The organism is Streptomyces sp. NPDC046335 (assembly GCF_055587985.1).
This window is the reverse complement of record NZ_JBVJFF010000011.1, coordinates 311107-331286: the sequence shown is the minus strand read 5'-3', so window position 1 is coordinate 331286 and position 20180 is coordinate 311107. Positions and strand designations below refer to the sequence as shown.

General features: G+C 72.3%; 11 protein-coding genes. 4 read left to right on the top strand and 7 right to left on the bottom strand.

Features of this window, described 5'->3' with window-relative positions; translation table 11 throughout:
- Window positions 1-400: 400 nt before the first annotated feature.
- Both ACZ6JY_RS27525 and ACZ6JY_RS27520 read right to left on the bottom strand, forming a co-directional pair.
- Entirely contained in the window at window positions 401-2716 is a 2316-nt protein-coding gene (locus ACZ6JY_RS27525; protein WP_469199900.1) for a protein kinase domain-containing protein, read from the bottom strand.
- Window positions 2717-2794: 78 nt separating this feature from the next.
- Window positions 2795-5311: a protein kinase domain-containing protein gene (locus ACZ6JY_RS27520; protein ID WP_469199898.1), complete on the bottom strand. Its 2517-nt coding sequence runs from the start codon at window positions 5309-5311 to the stop codon at window positions 2795-2797.
- 251 nt (window positions 5312-5562) lie between these two features.
- On the opposite strand from ACZ6JY_RS27520, the gene glgP reads away from it, so the two are divergent.
- On the top strand, window positions 5563-8211 hold the full coding sequence (gene glgP / locus ACZ6JY_RS27515; protein ID WP_469199896.1) for an alpha-glucan family phosphorylase: 2649 nt from the start codon (window positions 5563-5565) through the stop codon (window positions 8209-8211).
- Between the two features lie 54 nt (window positions 8212-8265).
- On the opposite strand, the gene ACZ6JY_RS27510 is transcribed toward glgP, so the two are convergent.
- From ACZ6JY_RS27510 to ACZ6JY_RS27500, 3 genes are all read right to left on the bottom strand, one after another.
- Window positions 8266-9897: a M4 family metallopeptidase gene (locus ACZ6JY_RS27510; protein WP_469199895.1), complete on the bottom strand. Its 1632-nt coding sequence runs from the start codon at window positions 9895-9897 to the stop codon at window positions 8266-8268.
- A 324-nt stretch (window positions 9898-10221) separates the two neighbouring features.
- Window positions 10222-12300, bottom strand: coding sequence for a M4 family metallopeptidase (locus ACZ6JY_RS27505; RefSeq protein WP_469199893.1), 2079 nt, complete (start codon window positions 12298-12300; stop codon window positions 10222-10224).
- A gap of 475 nt (window positions 12301-12775) precedes the next feature.
- The gene (locus ACZ6JY_RS27500; protein ID WP_469199891.1) at window positions 12776-13513 is read right to left on the bottom strand and encodes a helix-turn-helix domain-containing protein; all 738 of its coding nucleotides are present in this window, start codon (window positions 13511-13513) and stop codon (window positions 12776-12778) included.
- 261 nt (window positions 13514-13774) lie between these two features.
- On the opposite strand from ACZ6JY_RS27500, the gene ACZ6JY_RS27495 reads away from it, so the two are divergent.
- The 3 genes from ACZ6JY_RS27495 (at window position 13775) to ACZ6JY_RS27485 (ending at window position 16272) form a co-directional block, all read left to right on the top strand.
- Window positions 13775-14446, top strand: coding sequence for a DUF4097 family beta strand repeat-containing protein (locus ACZ6JY_RS27495; protein ID WP_469199889.1), 672 nt, complete (start codon window positions 13775-13777; stop codon window positions 14444-14446).
- A 63-nt stretch (window positions 14447-14509) separates the two neighbouring features.
- Entirely contained in the window at window positions 14510-15499 is a 990-nt protein-coding gene (locus ACZ6JY_RS27490; protein ID WP_469199887.1) for an ATP-binding cassette domain-containing protein, read from the top strand.
- On the top strand, window positions 15496-16272 hold the full coding sequence (locus ACZ6JY_RS27485) for an ABC transporter permease (protein WP_469199885.1): 777 nt from the start codon (window positions 15496-15498) through the stop codon (window positions 16270-16272). The genes ACZ6JY_RS27490 and ACZ6JY_RS27485 overlap by 4 nt, the downstream gene beginning before the upstream one ends.
- Before the next feature lie 113 nt (window positions 16273-16385).
- Here ACZ6JY_RS27485 and ACZ6JY_RS27480 read toward each other — a convergent pair whose 3' ends face one another.
- Both ACZ6JY_RS27480 and ACZ6JY_RS27475 read right to left on the bottom strand, forming a co-directional pair.
- Window positions 16386-18263: an ABC transporter ATP-binding protein gene (locus ACZ6JY_RS27480; RefSeq protein WP_469199883.1), complete on the bottom strand. Its 1878-nt coding sequence runs from the start codon at window positions 18261-18263 to the stop codon at window positions 16386-16388.
- Entirely contained in the window at window positions 18260-20065 is a 1806-nt protein-coding gene (locus ACZ6JY_RS27475; protein WP_469199881.1) for an ABC transporter ATP-binding protein, read from the bottom strand. Before ACZ6JY_RS27475 ends, ACZ6JY_RS27480 begins: the two co-directional genes overlap by 4 nt.
- Between the last annotated feature and the right edge of the window lie 115 nt (window positions 20066-20180).

Here is a 20180-nt window from a genome sequence, read left to right as displayed (position 1 = left end):
GCGTGCACGGATACGGGGGTGGGGAGAGGTACCGCGGTGCTACCGGCCGGTGTGCGCCGGAGGATGTGCCGGAGTGCGTACCGGAGGAGCCTTCCCACACCCGTCGGGTGAACAATCCGGCGCTTTGTTAACTACTAGTGCGTAACGGCCCATGCAAGACCGGCCTCGCCGTGAATGGCGCGGCTGGTCCGAAAATGCACGGTTTGATGGGGCGAGAAGTGCACCTTTTGGTACGGGCCATTTGCATATGCTCCGGGGGGTGCGACGGCGGGCGCAGGCGCTTCGGACCGTCCACGCGCCCCCGGAGCGGTGCCGGACCGCCGGACTCGGCCGAACTGATCCACTCGCCCCGGCCGCGGGTGTCCCGCCTCAGGTATGGCGGAATCTCACCCACGTCGCGTCAGGGCGCGTACCCCGACAGGATCCTGCCGTCCCGCGTGGCCGAGAACAGGACCCCGCCCACGTACAGGGGGGCGCCCAGCGGCGACGCGGCGTCGTACTCGTCCTTGCCCGCGGGCCGCGGGATGTCCTTCCTGCGGTAGGAGTTGATGTCGTCGGCCGTGCTCCTGCCCCACATCTCGTACGTCCCGACGGCCATCACCCGCTTGCCCGCGAGCCCCACGGCCGCCGCGCCCTGGGGGGCTCCGTAGCGCCACAGCCGCTTGCCGGTGCGCCAGTCGTAGGCGGTCATGTGGTGGGTGACGGGGTCGTCCGTGTCGGGGTTGGCGGTGGTGACGACCAGGACGCCCGCGTCGCCGACCACGGGCGGCAGCGCCGGTTCGGCGGCGGGCGCCAGGGTGCGGCGCGGCTTGAGGGTGACGGGGTCGAGCTCCCGTATGCCGGTGGTGCCGTAGTCCCAGCAGAGGACGGAGGAGCGGTACGTCTGGAGGCCCTGGCAGGACTGGCCGGGGGCCCGCCCGGCGACCGTGCCGCTCTTCGTGGACAGGGCCACCACTCCGTGGCCCTCCAGCGACGCGTACAGCCGGCCGCCCTTGACCGGCATCGCGCCCGTGACTTTGCCCGGAAGCTTCGGTGACCGCCACAGCTCGCGGCCGTCGGAGGCGCGGCGGGCGCGCACCCGGGCGTCGCCCGCACCCGTGGCCTCGTCCGTGAAGCCGAACTCCGCGGTGTGGAGGACGCCGTCGGCGTAGGTCATGCCCATCACCGCCGTGTCCGGCGGCAGCGGCTTGCGCCAGCGTTCGGCGCCCGACGCGAGGTCGACCGCGATGGTGCCGCGCTCGCTCGGCACATAGACGCGGGTGCCGTCGCTCTCGGGCGGCAGCTCCTGGATGCCCTGGAGACCGGCCGGGCCCACCCGGAAGCCGGGGGACGTCCAGCGCCGCTCGCCGGTCGCCGCGTCCAGGGCCGTCGCCGCGCCCTTGCCGTCGCGGCAGACCAGGAGCGACTTCGCGAGGACACAGCCGTAGCCCCTGTCGTCCAGGTTCTGGGGGCGCCGCACGGTCCATGGCTTCCAGCCTGCGGGGCGGTCGGACGTACGGTTCGCGGCGCCGAACTCGCCCGTATGGCCGGCGCCCCCGTACTGCGTGACGATCCCGGTGGCGCCCTTCTTCGGTCCCGCCTTGCCGGGGCTCTTCGGCGCCCCGCCGGTGGGTCCGGACCCGGCTTCGCCGCCGCCGGGTCCGCCGCCGTCCCCGCCCGGCAGCAGTATCGCCGTGACCATGACCCCGGCCGCCGCCACCGCCGCCGCGATGACCCACGGCCAGCGGTGGCGGGCGACCGGCGGGACGGCCGGCGGGGCGAGGGGGGCCGCGGGGGTGCCCGTGGCGGTGGGTGCGGCGGCGAAGGCGTCGGCGGCCACAGCCTGTTCGCAGCGCGCCACCGCCTCGCGGTGCTCGGCGAAGAGCGACAGGACCGGGGACGGCCACGGAACGCCGGAAGCCTCGGTTCCGCCGGGCAGCAGCAGGTCGGCGAGGTGCGCCGCGCTCGGGCGGTCGCCGGGCGCCGGGCTCAGGCACGCGGCGACCACCTCGCGCAGCTCCTCGGGCACGGCCGACAGGTCCGCGTCGCCCCGCGAGATGCGGAAGATGACCGAGGCCAGTTCCTGGTCGTCGAACGGGCCGCGCCCCGAGACCGCGTAACCGAGCACCGCGCCGAGCGCGAAGACGTCGGAGGCGGGCACCACCGCGTGGCTGCCCTCGATCTGCTCCGGCGCCATGAAGCCCGGGGTGCCCACGATCATGCCCGCCGCCGTCAGGGCCGTCGCGTCGAAGGCCTGCGCGATGCCGAAGTCGATCAGCTTCGGCCCTTCGGGGGTGAGCAGGACGTTGCCCGGCTTGAAGTCACGGTGCAGCACCTGGGCCGCGTGCACCGCCGCGAGCGCGCGGGCGAGCCCGGCACCGAGGGCGCGCACCGCCGCCACCGGCAGGGGACCGCACCGGCGCACCGTCTCGGCCAGGGAGGGCCCGGCGACGTACTCCGTCGCGAGCCACGGCACCGCGGCGTCCGCGTCACCGTCCAGGAGCGCCGCGGTGCCCGCCCCGGAGACCGCGCGCGCCGCCGCGATCTCCCGGCGGAAACGGATCCGGAAGTCGCGGTCGATGTCGAGGTCGGGACGCACGGTCTTCACCGCGACCAGGGGCGCGCCGGGCCGGGGCTCGCGGGCCAGATAGACCTCGCCCATGCCGCCCGCGCCGATGGCGGCGAGCAGCCGGTACGGACCGACGTGGCGCGGCGGTCCGGACAGGGGGTCGAGCAAGGCTCCTCCTGGAGTCGGGGATGCGGTGGCGCGGCGACGGGGTGGTGCGGCGACGCGGAAGCGGCGGGAGGCGACGGCTCAGGACGGGATCTTCAGGGAGACCACCGTGCCCTGGTCGTAGACGACCGTCGCGACGCCGCCGAGCGGCAGCAGCCACGGGTGCTTCGGGGTGTCGGCGATCACGAGGCCGCCGTCCACGGACTTCTTCGGCTCGCGGTCGCCGGGCGCGCCGGGCACCGGGGTTTTGCGGGCCTTGCCCGACGCGGTCAGCGGGACGGAGAGGAGGGCGGAGTTGTCGGCGTACAGCGCGCGGCCGTCGACGAGCAGCGGTCCCGAGGGGGCCGGGTGCCTGATGCTGTACTCGGCGATCGAGATGCGCTCCTCGCGCAGCACCCTGCCGTTCCTCGGGTCGGCCACCACGAGCCGCTTGCCCGTCATGTCGTACGCGAGCGCGGCCCGCTTCCCGACGGCGCTCACGACGGGGTCGCTGCCCCCGAAGCCGTCGTCACCGACGGGCGGGGACTTGAAGCCGAACGCCTTCCCGGGGGCCAGCGTGCGTGGGTCGAGCCGGACCACCCGGGTCTGCGGGTCGTCCGTGGGGTCGGACAGGTCGCTGGTGTCGCCGAGCGGCTGGGCGCAGAGGATCTTGCCGCCGACCGCCTTCAGGGACAGGCACTGGGCCTTGGCATAGGCGCCGCCCACCCGGCCGCCGCGCCGCGCGTCGATCGCGACGACGCCGTCCTTCGACTGGGCGTAGACGAGGCCGTCGTAGGCCAGTTCCGCCTTGTAGTGCTGCTTCTCCACCATGGCGAGGGTGTCGCCGCTGAGCTGCTCCTTCCACACCTGCCTGCCGCCGCGCGTGTACGCCCGCAGCCGCGCGCCGTCCGGTGTCCGGCCGGTGGCCGAGTCCGAGGCGCCCTCCTCGCTGACGACGAGCCGGTCCGCGGTGAGCAGCACGGAGGTGATGTAGTGCCCGGGCGACGGCTTCGCCGTCCAGCGCACCTCGCCGGACGCGGAGTCCCGCACCTGCGCGCCGCCCCGGTGCCCGACGACGGTCGTACCGCCGCGGACCTGCGGCTCGACCGTGTCCCCCGGGGCGAAGAAGGCGCCGGTCGGCCCGACGTACGCGTCTCCGTCCGCGGCGCGGTCGGCGCCGGTGCGGCCGTCGGAGGTCCACAGGCGGTGGCCGTCGGAGGCGCTGAGCGCTTCGTAGGTGCCGTTGGTGAGGAGGCAGACGACGGCCTTCATGTCGGCGGCGCAGTTCATCGGCGCGTGGCGGAATCTGCCGCGCCACGGTTTCCAGCCCTTGGGGCGCTGCTCCTCGTACTGCGGGACGAAGCCGCTCCTGTTCTGCGTGCCCGTCGCGTCGACGCCCGCCGTGGCGGCGAGCCGGGCCGCGGAGACGCCGGGCGGCCTCTCGCCGCCGGAGCCGCCGGAGCCGCCTCCCCCCTCGTCTCCCTCGCCCCCGTCGGCTCCCCGCAGCGCGAGCAGCGCCCCGACGCCGCCTCCCGCCACGGCCACCGCGAGGATCACCGCGAGGGCGCGGGCCCGGGAGCGGGGCGGGGCCGGTGCGGCGGGCGGGGCCGAGCTCATGGTGGGCAGGCCGTGCACCGCGGGGGCGACGGGCTCCTGCGGGGTCTGCGTGGGCGTCCGCGTCGGGGTGGGCGTGGCCGGCCGCGGGGGCTCGGGGAGCGGCAGCAGGGGCCGGCCCGTGGCGCACAACCGCAGGGCGTCGTGGCCGACTTCCTCGATGGCGGCGACCACGGCCGCGGGCCAGGGGGATGCCGCCCGGCCCTCCAGGGCGGTGAGCCGGGCGGCGACCTCCCGCGGGGCCGGGCGGTCGCCGGGCTCCGGCACCAGACAGGCGGCGAGGATCTCCCGCAGCTCCGCGGGCACGTCGTCCAGGCGGGCCTCGGCGCGCGACACCCGGTACAGGACGGCGGCCACCGGGCCGTCCCCGAACGGGTCACTGCCGGAGGCGGCGTAGGCGAGGACCGAGGCCAGGCAGAACACGTCGGAGGCGGCCACCACGTGCCGTCCGCCCGCCACGTGCTCGGGGGACATGAAGCCGGGGGTGCCCACGAGCAGGCCCGTCGAGGTCATCGTGGTCGCGCCGAGCGCCCGCGCCACGCCGAAGTCGATGAGCTTGGGCCCCTCGGCGCCGAGCAGTACGTTCGCCGGCTTCAGGTCACGGTGCAGGGCGCCCGCCCCGTGCACCGCGGCCAGCGCGTGGGCGAGCCCGGCGCCGAGCGCGGCGACGGCCCCCGCGGGCAGCGGACCGTGCCCCCGCACGGCTTCCGCGAGGTTGGGCCCCGCGACGTACTCGGTGGCGAGCCACGGCTCCGCGGCATCGGCGTCACCGTCGACGAGACGCGCGACGTACGGGCTGCGCACCGAGGCCGCCACGGATATCTCGCGCCGGAACCGGGCACGGAAGGCGGGGTCGCCCGCGATGTCGCGGCGGATCACCTTCACGGCGACGAGGGCGTCCGGTTCGTAGTGCCCGGGGGACGCGGAGTCCGGCGTGGCGAGGAAGACCTCGCCCATGCCTCCGGCCCCGAGCCGCCCCACCGTCTCGTAGGGACCCACCCGCATGGGCGAAGCCTCACGCAACTGGCCGATCATCCGCACGCCCCCAGGGTGGTGCCGCCGTCAATTCCCGTGCCTCGCAGAGAGCTTGCAGATTACAACGGGAAAAGGAAGCCGTCCGGAGCCGCGTCACCGTCCCGGACACGCCGCGCGCCCTGTGCGTGCGCCGTGGTGGGGGACCGCCGACCGCCGCTACCTTCGACTCGCGGAGGCAAATATGTGTGGCATCCAGGCGAATCCCCGCGAAGGTGGAGACCGTGAAGGCAATCCGACGATTCACCGTACGTCCCGTCCTTCCCGAACCCCTCGGCCGGCTGGCCGAGCTGGCCCGCAATCTGCGCTGGTCATGGCATCCGCGCACCCGTGAGCTCTTCGAGTCCGTCGACCCGGACCGGTGGACCGCGTCAGGCTGCGACCCCGTGCGGCTGCTCGGCGGCGTCCCGTCCGCGCGCCTCGCCGAGCTGGCCAGGGACGCGGACTTCCTGCGGCGGCTCGACGAGGCCGCCGACGACCTCCATGAGTACGTCACCGGGGACCGCTGGTACCAGGAGCGGGGCCGCGACCCGCACGACCCGGAGCGGTCGGGCACCGAACTGCCGCGCGCGGTTGCGTACTTCTCACCGGAGTTCGGCATCACGGCCGCCCTGCCGCAGTACTCCGGCGGCCTCGGCATCCTCGCCGGGGACCACCTCAAGGCGGCGAGCGACCTCGGGGTGCCGCTCATCGGGGTCGGGCTGCTCTACCGGCACGGCTACTTCCGCCAGTCGCTGTCCCGCGACGCCTGGCAGCAGGAGCACTACCCCGTGCTCGACCCGAACGAGCTGCCCGTCTCCCTGCTCCGCGAGGCCGACGGCACCCCCGCCAAGGTGGCGCTCGCCCTGCCCGGCGGGCGCGCGATGCTCGCCCACGTCTGGCACGCGCAGGTCGGCCGCGTGCCGCTCCTCCTGCTCGACTCCGACGTCGAGGAGAACGACCCCGGCGAGCGCGACGTCACCGACCGGCTCTACGGCGGCGGCAGCGAGCACCGGCTGCTCCAGGAGATGCTGCTCGGCATCGGGGGAGTGCGCGCCGTACGGAGCTTCTGCCGGCTGACCGGGCACCCGGAGCCCGAGGTCTTCCACACCAACGAGGGGCACGCCGGGTTCCTCGGGCTCGAACGCATCCACGAGATGATCGCGGCGGACGTGGACTTCGACGCGGCGCTCGAAGCGGTGCGTGCGGGGACCGTCTTCACCACCCACACCCCCGTGCCCGCCGGGATCGACCGCTTCGACCGCGAGCTGGTCGCCCGCCACTTCGGGCCCGGCGCCGAGCTGCCCGGCATCGACATCGGCGCCGTGCTGCGGCTCGGTATGGAGACCTACCCGGGCGGCGAGCCCAACCTCTTCAACATGGCCGTGATGGGGCTGCGCCTTGGCAGCAGGGCCAACGGGGTGAGTACCCTGCACGGCTCGGTCAGCCGGGGCATGTTCGCCGGGCTCTGGCCGGGCTTCGACGCCGATGAGATCCCGATCGCCTCCGTCACCAACGGCGTGCACGCCCCGACCTGGGTCGCCCCCGAGGTCTTCCGGCTCGGCGCCCGGCAGATCGGCGAGCGGCGCACCGAGGACGCCCTCTCGGTGGGCGGCTCCGACCGCTGGGACGCGGTCGCCGACATCGCGGACTCCGACATCTGGGAGCTGCGCCGCACCCTGCGCGCCCAGCTCGTGGACGAGGTCAGGCGCCGCCTCTACGACTCCTGGCGCCAGCGCGGGGCGGCCAGCGCCGAACTCGGCTGGATCGACGAGGTGCTCCACCCCGACGTCCTCACCATCGGCTTCGCGCGCCGCGTCCCCTCGTACAAGAGGCTCACGCTCATGCTGCGCGACCGGGACCGGCTGATGAAGCTGCTGCGCCACTCCGAGCGGCCCGTGCAGATCGTCGTCGCGGGCAAGGCGCACCCCGCGGACGACGGCGGCAAGCGGCTCATCCAGGAGCTGGTGCGGTTCACCGACGATCCGCGGGTGCGCCACCGCATCGTCTTCCTGCCCGACTACGGCATGGCGATGGCGCAGAAGCTCTACCCCGGCTGCGACGTGTGGCTGAACAACCCGCTGCGCCCGCTGGAGGCCTGCGGGACCTCCGGCATGAAGGCGGCACTCAACGGCTGCCTGAACCTCTCCGTCCTCGACGGCTGGTGGGACGAGTGGTTCGAGCCCGACTTCGGCTGGGCCATCCCCACCGCGGACGGCGCCGCCACCGACGACGACCGCCGCGACGACCTGGAGGCCGCCGCGCTCTACGACCTCCTGGAGCGGCGCATCGCCCCCCGCTTCTACGAGCAGGGCCCCGGCGGTCTGCCCGACCGCTGGATCGAGATGGTCCGCAGGACCCTGACGCGGCTCGGGCCCAAGGTCCTCGCGGGGCGGATGGTCCGTGAGTACGTGGAGAACCTGTACGTTCCCGCCGCGCGGGCGCACCGCGCGCTCGACGTCACGTCGGCGGCGGAGCTGGCCGCCTGGAAGGGCCGGGTCCGTGCCGCCTGGCCGCGGGTGGCCGTCGACCACGTGGAGGCCTCGGCCACCGGCGCCACGGCCGAGCTGGGGGCCACGCTGTCGCTGCGGGTGCGCGTGCACCTCGGGGAGCTGACGCCGGACGACGTGGAGGTGCAGGCCATCGCGGGGCGCGTCGACCCCGAGGACCACATCGCCGACGCCTCCCCGGTGCCGCTGAAGCCCACGGGCGGGCCCGACGTCGAGGGCCGCCGGGTCTACGAGGGCCCTCTCGCGCTGGACCGGACGGGGCCCTTCGGGTACACCGTGCGGATTCTGCCCTCGCACCGGCTGCTGGCCAACGGGGCCGAGCTGGGGCTCGTGGCCCTGCCGTCCGCGGGGACGGGGGAGGACGCCGGGGTGCTGATGCGGTGACGGACGAAGGGGCGGTGTCCCGGGGTTCCGGGACACCGCCCCACCGTGCCGGTGCTACTTGACGTTGACCCCGGCCCAGGCCGCGTCCACGCCCTTGTACTCGGCGGAGTCCGCGCCGTACAGGTCCTTCGCGGCGCTCAGGGTGCCCTCCCGGGCCGCCTTGTAGTCCGTCGTCGACGTGAAGTACGCCGTCAGGGCCTTGAACCAGATCTTCTCGGCCTTGTCGCGTCCGATGCCCTCGACCTTGGAGCCGTCGGCGGTCGGGGAGTCGTATGTGACGCCGTTGATCTCCTTCGCGCCGCTGCCCTCGGACAGCAGGTAGAAGAAGTGGTTGGCGATGCCCGAGGAGTAGTGGACGTCGGCGTTGCCCGCGTCCTCGCTCCAGTTGTCCAGGGACTGGCCGTCCTTGGAGGGCTTGTCCATGTAGCGCAGCGGGGTGCCGTCGCCGTTGATGTCGATTTCCTCGCCGATGAGGTAGTCGCCGACGTCCTCGGGGCTCTTGGCGTTGAACTCGACGGAGGCGGCGAAGATGTCGGAGGTGGCCTCGTTCAGGCCGCCGGACTCACCGCTGTACTCCATGTTGCCCGTCGCCGCGGTGACGCCGTGCGTCATCTCGTGGGCCGCGACGTCCAGCGAGGTCAGGGGCGCCTTGTTGCCCTCACCGTCGCCGTACGTCATGCAGAAACAGCTGTCGTCCCAGAAGGCGTTGACGTAGTTGTTGCCGTAGTGGACCCGTGAGGTCGCGCCCTTGCCGTCGCCCTTGATGCCGCTGCGGCCGTGCACGGACTTGTAGTAGTCCCAGGTGAGCTGCGCGCCGTAGGCGGCGTCGACGGCGGCGGTCTGCACGTCGTCCGGCTTTCCGGTGCCCCACGTGTCGTCGTCGTCCGTGAGGAGCTTGCCCTCGCCGCCCTGGGCGTGGTTCAGGTCCAGGGTGCTGTGGCCGCCGCGCTCGTCGTCGGTCAGCTCGAAGCCGCTCGCGCCCTTCTTGGTGCCGATCTCGACCTTGCCGCTGTACTGGCTGTTGCCGGTGCCGTTCTCGATGGCCTGGTACTGGTACAGCTTCTTGCCGGTCGCCGCGTCGGTGATGACGTGGAGGCGGCTGGGCGTGCCGTCCTTCTGCATGCCGGTGACCACGGTCTCGTGGGCAAGGACCGGCTTGCCGTCGGCGGCCCAGATGACCTTGCGCGGGGCCTCGGCGTCGGCCTTGGCGGTCTTCGCCCTGGCGGCCGTCGACTCGGCGGACTTCGCGACCGACGCCTTGCTGAGCCTGGCGTCGGTGGTGGCGACCTTCACGGTGGCCTCGGTCGCCTTGGTGACGCTCTTCACCTTGCCGCTCTTCGCGGTGTGCACGACGAGGTCGCCGCCGAGGACGGGCAGGCCGTCGTAGGTGCGCTCGTAGCGGGTGTGGGTGGTGCCGTCGCCGTCCTTGACGACGTCACGGACGACCAGCTTCTCCTTGGCGCCGAGGCCGATCTTGTCGGCGGTGGCCGCCTTGCCGGAGTTCGCGTCCTGGAGGAGGCCGGCGCGCGTCGATGCCGAGAGGCTGACGGGAGCACCGGAGGACGCGGCGTCCTCGGCGGGCTGCGCGGACGCGCCGGTGGTCAGCCCGGCGGCGAGCATCGCTCCCGCGGCGACAGCGGTGGCGATGGCCAGGGTCGAACGCTTACGGGATATGTGGGGGGTCACGCAGGCTCCTTCTGTGGGGGGCCCGAGCGGCGTTGGGGACCGACCCGGGCATGAAAGACGCGGTGCGATGGTGGTGCGTGTGATGCCTGGGAAGAGTGCCATTCGGGTCAGGTGCATGTCAGTACCGGACGGGATGTTGGCCGGAAATCGTCCGTTGAGCGATGGTCAACATACGCATTGCGAACGGCGTGTGAACGGAACGGGCCGGGAACGCGCGCGCCGCCCCGGGGAGTTGTTCACCCGGGGCGGCGGCGTGTTCTACGCGATGGTGCGGTTCAGGCGGTGGTGCCTTGTGCGGTGGTGCGGTTCAGGCAGTGGTGCGGCTTACGGGAAGGTGAGCTTGAAGCTGTTGATGTAACCCGTGTCCTGCCGCGCCTTGTCCTGGACCTTCAGCTTCCAGGAGCCGTTGGCCACCTCGGACGAGGCGTTGACCGTGTAGGTCTCCTTGACGTTGTCGGCGGAGTCCGAGCTGCTGGTGGACTTCAGCCGGTAGTTCGTGCCGTCGGGGGCCACCAGGTCGACCTGGAGGTCACCGCGCCAGGTGTGCACGATGTCGACGCCGACCTTCAGGGCGCTCGGCGCGTTGCCGGTGACGCCCGTGACGTTGACCGACGAGGTCACCGCGGCACCGGCGTCCGGAATGTTGACGTCCGCGGTGTTCTCGAAGGTCTTGCCGCCGGGCTCCTCGCCGCCGGGGCGGGAGCCGACGTTCACGCCGGCCCAGGCGTGGGCGACCGCCTTGTACTCGGCGCTGGTGGTGCCGTACAGCTCACCGGCCACGGCGAGCGTCCCGGTGCGGGCCGCCGCGTAGTTGGTCGTGGTGGTGAACTTCGTGGTCAGCGCCTTGAACCAGATCAGCGACGCCTTGTCCCTGCCTATGCCGGTCACCGGCAGGCCGTCGGAGGTCGGCGAGTCGTACTGGACGCCGTTGATCTCCTTCTGGCCGCTGCCCTCGCTCAGCAGGTAGTAGAAGTGGTTGGCGACACCCGACGAGTAGTGCACGTCGATGTTGCCGATCCCGGAGTACCAGGAGTCCTTGGACCCGCCGTCCTTGCTCGGCTTGTCCATGTAGCGCAGCGGGGTGCCGTCGCCGTTGATGTCGATCTTCTCGCCGACGAGGTAGTCGCCCTTGTCCTGGGCGTTGTTGGCGTTGAACTCGACCGCGGCGGCGAAGATGTCGGAGGTGGCCTCGTTCAGGCCGCCGGACTCGCCGCTGTAGGTCATGTTGCCGGTCGCGGCCGTCACGCCGTGCGTCATCTCGTGGGCGGCCACGTCGATGGAGGTGAGCGGCTTGGCGTTGCCCGAGCCGTCGCCGTACGTCATGCAGAAGCAGGCGTCGGACCAGAAGGCGTTGACGTAGTTGTTGCCGTAGTGGACCCGGGAGTACGCGCCGACGCCGTCCCCGCGGATGCCGGAGCGGCCGTGCACGTTCTTGTAGTAGTCCCAGGTCAGGCCCGCGCCGTAGGCCGCGTCGGCGCCGGCGGTCTCCAGGTTGGAGGGCTGGCCGTTGCCCCACACGTCGTCGGAACCGCTGAAGAGGGTGCCGGTGCCGGACGTGCCGCGGTTCAGGTTGTACGTCTTGTGGTTGCCGCGGCCGGTGTCGGTGAGGGTGTAGTTCGACCCCGACTGGGCCGAGCCCAGGGTGACCGTCCCGCTGTACTGCGTGTTGCCGGTGCCGTTCTCGATGCCCTGCCACTGGAAGAGCTTCTTGCCGGTGGCGGCGTCCGTGATGACGTGCAGCTCGTTCGGCGTGCCGTCGTGCTGGAGCCCGCCGACCACGGTCTCGTACGCGAGGACGGGCTGGCCCTTGGCCATCCAGACGACCTTGCGCGGCGCGCGGTCCGCGTCCGTCTTCTTGGAGCCCTCGGCCTTCGCGGCGCCCAGCGCCTGTTTCTCCGCGGCCGACGCCTTGACGTCGGCGCTCATGTCGACGCCCTTGAGCTGCGTCTTCACGGCCTTGGTAACGGCCTCGGTCTTGCCGGACTTCGACGTGTCCACGACCAGGTCGCCGCCGAGGACGGGCAGGCCGCCGTAGGTGCGCTCGTAGCGGGTGTGGACCGTGCCGTCGACGTCCTTGGTGACGTCGCGGACGACCAGCTTCTCCTTGGCCCCGAGCTTCAGGTCCTCGGCGGTCTCCGCCTTGGTGGCGTTGGCGTCACGGATGAGCTCCGCGCGCTGGGCGGGGGAGAGCTTGGCGGCCAGGGCGCCGGGGTCGACCTTGCCGAGCTTCTGGGCCGCCGCGGGGGCGGCCTTGGCCGCCGGGTCGTCGGCGGACGCGGGACCCGCCTGGACGGCCACGGCCAGGAGTGCGGCGACTGCGGAGAGAGCGCCGACGGCGGTCGCACGGGTGCGGACCGAACGGCTGCTGTGGGAGGTGGGTCTGTGGGAGGTGTTTCTCAACACGGACTCCTTCTGCGCGGCCGCGGGGATGCGCGGCCAGAGCTACCGGAGGGCTGGGTCGCCGTCCGGGCAGAGCAAGGCGGAACGCAGAACTGGGCGGTGCGTCAAGGGTGTTGCCGCGAGGCGCTACCAGGGTGTCGCTAGGGGTGGCGCATGTGTGGTGCGTGTGTGGTGCGTGAAGAGAAACCGTCGCCTTGTTGAAAGTCGTGCGGCGGTCGAGGGGAAGAGTGGCACCAGAGCCACGCGTCTGTCAGGGGCGCATCAAGAGTTGGCCGGAATCAGTCCGTTGGCCGGTAGGGCACGTTCGGTATGCGGAGCGGGGCGGCAGGCCTGCGCGGCGACCGGAGTTGAGCGGACGTTCGAGAGGTCGCGCGTGCTTTCGGTCGCCGGGCGCGCGTGTGCGGGCGTGGCCGGTTTTCGCCGTTGGGGCCGAAGAGGTGTGGTTCAGGCGGTGCCGTCGCGCCCGGCGGCGCGTGGTTCAGGCGGTGGTGTCCGTGTCCGGCCGCGACTTCGTGTGGAGGATGTCGCGGGCCTGCTCCGTGGCGCGGAGCATGCTCTCGGAGACGAAATCGAGGAAACGGGCGACGTTCTCCAGGCGGGTGGCGGCCGGAGTGCCGGAACCGAGGACGGAGACGCCCTGCCGGGCGGTCTCGACGACCTGGTTCAGGGACCGGACGCTGACCATCATCGACTGGTACCAGACGTCGTCGTCCACGGCGTAGCGCTCGCGGCGGCCCTCGTCCCGCTCCCGGCGGACGAGTCCCTGCTCGTCGAGGAACGTGATCGCCTTGGAGATGGACGCCGGGCTGACCTGGAGATGCTGGACGAGCTCGGACGCGGTGAGGCTGCCCGAGTCGGTGAGGGTGAGGCAGACCATCACCCTTGCCGTCATCTTGGGCATGCCCGAAGCCATCATGACGGTGATGAAGACCTCTTCGAAGTCGCGTACGGCTTGGGAGTCGCGCCCGTGGGGCCGCGGTGCGGCATCCGTCCGCCCGTCCGGTGTCGCCTGCCTGCGCCGGTGGGCGCGGTGTTCGGTGGCGCGGTGGGCGAGGTCCGCGCGGTAGGAGGTGGGGCCGCCGTTGCGCATCACCTCCCGCGTGACCGTCGAGGTCGGGCGGTCCAGGCCCCTCGCGATCTCCGCGTAGGCGAGGCCGTCGGCCAGGCCCACCGCGATCTGCTGACGTTCCTGCTGGGTGAGCCTGCCGCCTGGCATCGCGATCTCTCCTTGGTGCGGTCCGTAGGGCCCTCAGCATAGCGTTCACGGTCAACCCATTGCAATGAGTGATGCGTTCGCCGTTGCGTTAATCAGTAGACCGTTGCAATGAAATAGTGGCGTTGACCTGCCAGTTAAGGCTTGTCGTGCAACGCGAGTGTTGCCGGATAGGTAAATGCAACGTAGCGTTTGCGTTGTTGGAAACGAAGAGCGGCACGAAGAACGACACGAAGAGCGAAACAAGAACCCAAGGAGCACGCCATGCAGAAGTTCGCCACCCCCGCCCCCGTCTCCGCCGTCCTGGACATCTCCGCGGGACGCATCCAGTTCATCGCCGCCGACCGTACGGACACCACGGTCGAGATCCGGCCCGCGGACGCCTCGAAGAGCCGTGACGTGAAGGCGGCCGAGCAGAGCGAGGTCACCTACACCGACGGTGTCCTGCGGATCCAGGGCCCGGAGGCGACGAACCGGTTCCTCGGCGCCCGGGGGTCCGTCGAGGTCACCGTCCAGCTGCCGGCCGGCTCCCACGTCGAGGCGAAGGCCGCCGCCGCGGAGTTCCGCGGTGTGGGACGGCTCGGTGACGTGTCCTTCGACGGCGGCTCGGGGCCGGTCAAGCTCGACGAGGCCGCGAGCGCCCGCCTCACCGGTCACGACGCCCACATCACGGTCGGCCGGCTCAACGGGCCCGGCAGCATCAGCACCCAGCAGGGCGACGTGACCGTCTCCGAGGCCGTGCGCGGGGCCCTCACCCTCAGCTCCCAGCAGGGGAACATCACCGTCGGCGCCGCCCGCGGGGTCTCCGCGGCCCTGGACGCCGGCACCGCCTACGGCCGCATCGACAACGCGCTGAAGAACACCGACGGCGCCGACGCCGCCCTGGCCATCAAGGCCACGACCTCGCAGGGCGACATCACCGCCCACAGCCTCTGACCCCGGCGGATCTCCGCATCCCGCAGCCCCCGCACCCCCCAGCCCTCTGAAGGAGCTCTTCCCATGACCGACCTGGCCATCGCGGCGTACGGCCTGCGCAAGTCCTACGGGGACAAGACCGTCCTCGACGGTGTCGACGTGACCGTCCCCGAGGGAACGGTCTTCTCCCTGCTCGGCCCGAACGGCGCGGGCAAGACCACCGCCGTCAAGATCCTCTCCACCCTGGTCTCCGCCGACGCGGGCTCCGGGACCATCCACGTCGGTGGCCACGACCTCACCGCCGACCCGCAGTCCGTACGCGCCACGATCGGCGTCACCGGACAGTTCTCCGCCGTCGACGGTCTGATCACCGGCGAGGAGAACATGCTCCTCATGGCCGACCTGCACCACCTGTCCAAGCGTGAGGGGCGGCGGGTCGCCGCCGAACTCCTTGAGCGCTTCGACCTCGTCGAGGCCGCCAAGAAGCCGGCGTCCACCTACTCCGGCGGCATGAAGCGCCGCCTGGACATCGCCATGACGCTGGTCGGCGCCCCGCGCATCATCTTCCTCGACGAGCCGACCACCGGCCTCGACCCCCGCTCCCGGCACAACATGTGGGGCATCATCCGTGAGCTGGTCACCGACGGGGTGACCGTCTTCCTCACCACGCAGTACCTGGAAGAGGCCGACGAACTGGCCGACCGCATCGCCGTACTGAACGACGGCAAGATCGCCGCCGAAGGCACCGCCGAACAGCTCAAGCGGCTCATCCCGGGCGGGCACATCCGGCTCCGCTTCACCGACCCGGTCACGTACCGGTCCGCCGCCGACGCCCTGCGCGAGGTCACCCGGGACGACGAGGCGCTGTCGCTGTCCATCCCCAGCGACGGAAGCCAGCGCGAACTGCGCTCCGTCCTCGACTGGCTCGACTCCGCCGGCGTCGAGGCCGACGAGCTGACCGTGCACACCCCCGACCTCGACGACGTCTTCTTCGCCCTCACCGGCGACACCACCGTCCCCGCCCGGTCCGCCGGGTCCGCCGTCCCCGCCCAGTCCAAGGAGACCGTCCGATGAGCTCTCTCCCCCTCGCCGTCCGTGACTCCTCCACGATGCTGCGCCGCAACCTCCTGCACGCCCGGCGCTACCCCTCCCTCACGCTGAACCTGCTGCTGACCCCGATCATGCTGCTGTTGCTCTTCGTCTACATCTTCGGGGACGCGATGAGCGGGGGCGCGGGCCGCGACGCGTACATCTCCTACATCGTTCCCGGCATCCTGCTGATGACCATCGGTTCCACCACGGTCGGCACCGCCGTGTCCGTCTCGGGTGACATGAGCGAGGGCATCATCGCCCGCTTCCGCACCATGGCCATCCACCGCGCGTCGGTGCTCATCGGGCACGTCGTCGGCAGCGTGCTCCAGGCCGTCGCCAGCGTCGTCCTGGTCGGGGCCGTCGGCCTCGCCATCGGCTTCCGCTCCGTGGACGCCACCGCCCTGGAGTGGCTCGCGGCCTTCGGGCTGCTCGTCCTCTTCGCCTCGGCGCTCACCTGGATCGCCGTCGGCATGGGTCTGATCAGCCCCAACGCCGAGGCCGCCAGCAACAACGCCATGCCGCTGATCCTGCTGCCCCTCTTCTCCAGCGCCTTCGTGCCGCTGAACTCCATGCCGGGCTGGTTCCAGCCCATCGCCGAGTACCAGCCCTTCACGCCCGCCATCGAGACCCTGCGCGGTCTCCTCCTCGGCAGCGAGATCGGCCACAACGGCTGGCTCGCCGTCGCCTGGTGCGTCGGACTCGCGGTGCTCGGCTACTTCTGGTCGGCCGCCAAGTTCGACGCCGACCAGAAGTGACGGAGTGACCGCCGAAGGCGGAGGCCCGGCCAGAACCGCCACCACGGCGGTCCCGGCCGGGCCTCTCGCCGTACGGGCCCGGCCGGGCCGCCGGCCGTACGGACCGTCCGGCCTCAGCTCACCACGCTGTCCCGCCAGGCCCGGTGCAGGCTCGCGAAGGAGCCGTCGTCCGCGATGAGTTCGCCCGGGGTGCCGTCCTCCACGATCCGCCCGTGCTCCATCACGAGCACCCGGTCGGCGATCTCCACCGTGGAGAGCCGGTGGGCGATCACCACGGCGGTGCGGCCCCGCAGCACGGTGTGCATCGCGCGCTGCACGGCCCGCTCACCCGGGATGTCGAGGGAGCTGGTCGCCTCGTCGAGGATCAGCACCGCCGGGTCGGCGAGCAGGGCCCGCGCGAAGGCCACCAACTGGCGCTGACCGGCGGAGATACGGCCACCCCGCTTGCGTACGTCCGTGTCGTACCCCTCGGGCAGCGACGCGATGAAGTCATGGGCGCCGATGGCCTTCGCGGCACGCTCGACGTCCTCTCGGGTGGCGTCGGGGCGGCCGATCGCGATGTTCTCGGCGACGGTGCCGGAGAACAGGAACGCCTCCTGCGTCACCATGACCACCCCGCGCCGCAGCTCGGTGCCCGCCAGGTCCCGCAGGTCGACGCCGTCCAGGAGGACGCTGCCCTCGGTCGGGTCGTAGAAGCGGGCGAGCAGCTTCGCCAGCGTGGACTTGCCCGCGCCGGTGGAGCCGACCACGGCGACGGTCTGCCCGGCAGGCAGGGTCAGGCCGAAGCGGGGCAGGACCTCGCCGCCGGTGCGGTAGGCGAACCGCACGCCGTCGAAGCGGACCTCGCGGCCGGGGTGCGCGGACTCCAGGGCGGGCAGCGCACGCGCGGCACGGGCGTCGGGCTCGGGCACGGCGGGGACCTGGGCGAGCAGCCCCGCGATCTTCTCCAGGGAGGCCGCCGCGGACTGGTAGGAGTTGAGGAACATGCCGAGCCGGTCGATCGGGTCGTACAGGCGCCGCAGGTAGAGCACGGCGGCGGCGAGCACGCCGAGGGCGAGGCCGCCGTCCGCGACGCGCTGCGCGCCCCACAGGACGATCCCGGCGACGGCGACGTTGGCGACGAGCCGTGAGCCGACGACGTAGCGCGCCATCTCCAGCATGGCGTCGCCGTTGGTGCGCTCGTGCCGGCGGTTGAGTTCGGCGAACCTCTCGTCGTTGGCGCGCTCCCTGCGGAAGGCCCGCACCGGACGGATGCCGTTCATCGTCTCGGCGAACTTCACGATGACGGCGGCGATCGCGGTGGAGCGGCTGCGGAACAGCGCCCCCGCGCGCCGCTGGTAGAGGCGTACGAGGAGGTAGAGCGGCACGAACGACGCCACCGCCACCGCGCCGAGGCCCAGGTCGAGCCAGAGCAGCATCGCCGAGATGTAGACGAAGGAGAGCAGGACGGTGATGAGCTCCTGGAGGCCCTCGTCGAGCAGTTCGCGCAGGGACTCCACATCGGTGGTGGAGCGCGAGATCAGCCGCCCCGACGTGTACCGCTCGTGGAAGTCGACGCTCAGCGCCTGCGCGTGCCGGAAGATGCGCCCGCGCAGGTCGAGCAGGACGTCCTGGCTGACGCGGGCGGAGGCGATGATGAACGCGTACTGGAGGGCGCCCGACGCGCCGGCGCAGAGCAGATAGCCGACGGCGACGGCGATCAGCGGGCCGTGGTCGTCCGCGCGCACCGCGGGCACACCGGTGTCGATGGCGTACGCGACGAGCAGCGGACCGGCCTGCACGACGGCCTGCTGGAGGAGGAGCAGCACGGCGGCGAGGACGACGCGGCCGCGCAGCGGCGAGAGCAGCGAGCGCAGGAGGGCGCGCGTGGCGCCCGGGGGCGTCGGCAGGTCGTCCTTGTCGAAGGGGTCGTCATGGGCGGCCGGGTCTTCGGGGAGCTCGGGCTCCCCGGGGTCGAGCGGCTTCTCCCGTACGGGGGTCGACGAGGTCATCGGGCAGCCTCCTCGGCGGCGTGGGGGGTGTCGGCGCCGGACATCAGCCAGGCGTACTCCGCGTTCTCCCGCAGCAGTTCCTGGTGGGTGCCGACGGCGGCGACGCGCCCGCCGGAGAGCAGGGCGACGCGGTCGGCGAGCTGCACGGTGGAGGGGCGGTGGGCGACGATCAGCGCGGTCGTGTCCGCGAGGACCCGCCGCAGCGCGGCCTCCACCAGCGCCTCCGTGTGGACGTCGAGCGCGGAGAGCGGGTCGTCGAGGACCAGGAAGCGGGGGCGGCCCACCACCGCGCGGGCCAGGGCGAGGCGCTGGCGCTGCCCGCCGGACAGGCTCAGGCCCTGCTCGCCGACCTGTGTGCCGGTGCCCTGCGGCAGGGCGTGCGCGAAGTCGGCCTGCGCGACGTCCAGGGCGCGGGCGAGCTCTTCGTCGCCCGCGCTCCCCTCGGCGCCCATCAGGACGTTCTCGCCGACCGACGCGGAGAACAGCGTGGGCTCCTCGAAGGCGACGGACACCAGGGAGCGCAGCCGCTCGCGGTCCATCGCGGCGATGTCCTCGCCGTCCAGGGTGATGCGCCCGCCGGTCACCTCGTGCAGGCGCGGCACCAGGGCGGTGAGCGTGGTCTTGCCGCTGCCGGTGGCGCCGACCAGGGCCATGGTCTCGCCGGGGCGGATGTGCAGGTCGACGCGGCCGAGGACCGGGGGCGCGTCGGGCGGTGCGTCGGGGTACCTGAACTCCACGCCGTCGAAGCGCAGTCCGCCCTCTCCCGTGCCCCGGCTCGTGACGGTGGCGGTGGCAGCGACCGTGTCGTCCTCGGGCTCCGCGTCCATCACCTCGAAGTACCGCTCCGTGGCCGTCGCGGACTCCTGGGTCATCGCGAGCAGGAAGCCGATGGACTCCACCGGCCAGCGCAGCGCGAGGGCCGTCGACAGGAAGGCGACCAGCGTGCCCGCGGACAGGCCGCCGTCGGCCACCCGCACCGTGCCGAGCACCAGCGCGGCGCCGATGGCGGCCTCCGGCAGCGACATGATCACCGCGTAGACGGCCGCGAGGATGCGGGCCTTGGCCAGTTCCGTGCCGCGCAGGGTGTGCGAAAGCTCCCGGAACGCCCGCGCCTGGCTGCGGTGGCGGCCGAAGCCCTTGATGATGCGGATGCCGAGCACGCTCTCCTCGACGACCGTCGTCAGATCGCCGACCTGGTCCTGGGCCCGCCGCGCCACGGTGGCGTACCGCCCCTCGTAGTACGCGCAGGCGATCACCATCGGCACCACCGGTGCGAGCAGTACCAGGCCCAGCGTGAAGTCCTGGCCGAGCAGAATGGTTACGCCGACCAGGATCGTCACGCTGTTGACCAGCAGGAACGTCATCGGGAAGGCGAGGAACATCCGCAGCAGCATCAGGTCCGTGGTGCCGCGCGAGAGGAGCTGCCCGGACGCCCACCGGTCGTGGAAGGCCACCGGGAGCCGCTGGAGATGCCGGAAGAGGTCGGCCCGCATCGACGCCTCCACGCTCGCGAGCGGCCGGGCCACGAGCCACCGCCGCAGCCCGAAGAGCAGCGCCTCCACCACGCCGAGCAGAAGCAGCAGCAGCGCCCCGAGCCACACCCCCGCCCCGTCCCGGTCGGCCACGGGACCGTCCACCATCCACTTCAGTACGAGGGGGAAGAGGAGCCCCGTACAGGAAGCGATGATCGCGACAACGGCGGCGGTGGCCAGACGCGTTCGGACCGGCCGCACATACGGCCAGAGCCGCAGCAGCGTCCGGATGGTGGACCGATCCTTGGTGGGGGCATCTGATTTCGGCATCAGGACCGAGCCTACGGATGGCGACTGTCACAGCCCACCGAGTTTTGGCCCGTGCGGGGTACTTCGCTGGACCTAGGACCGGCGTCTTCCATGGCCGCGCCCCGGCATCCTCCAC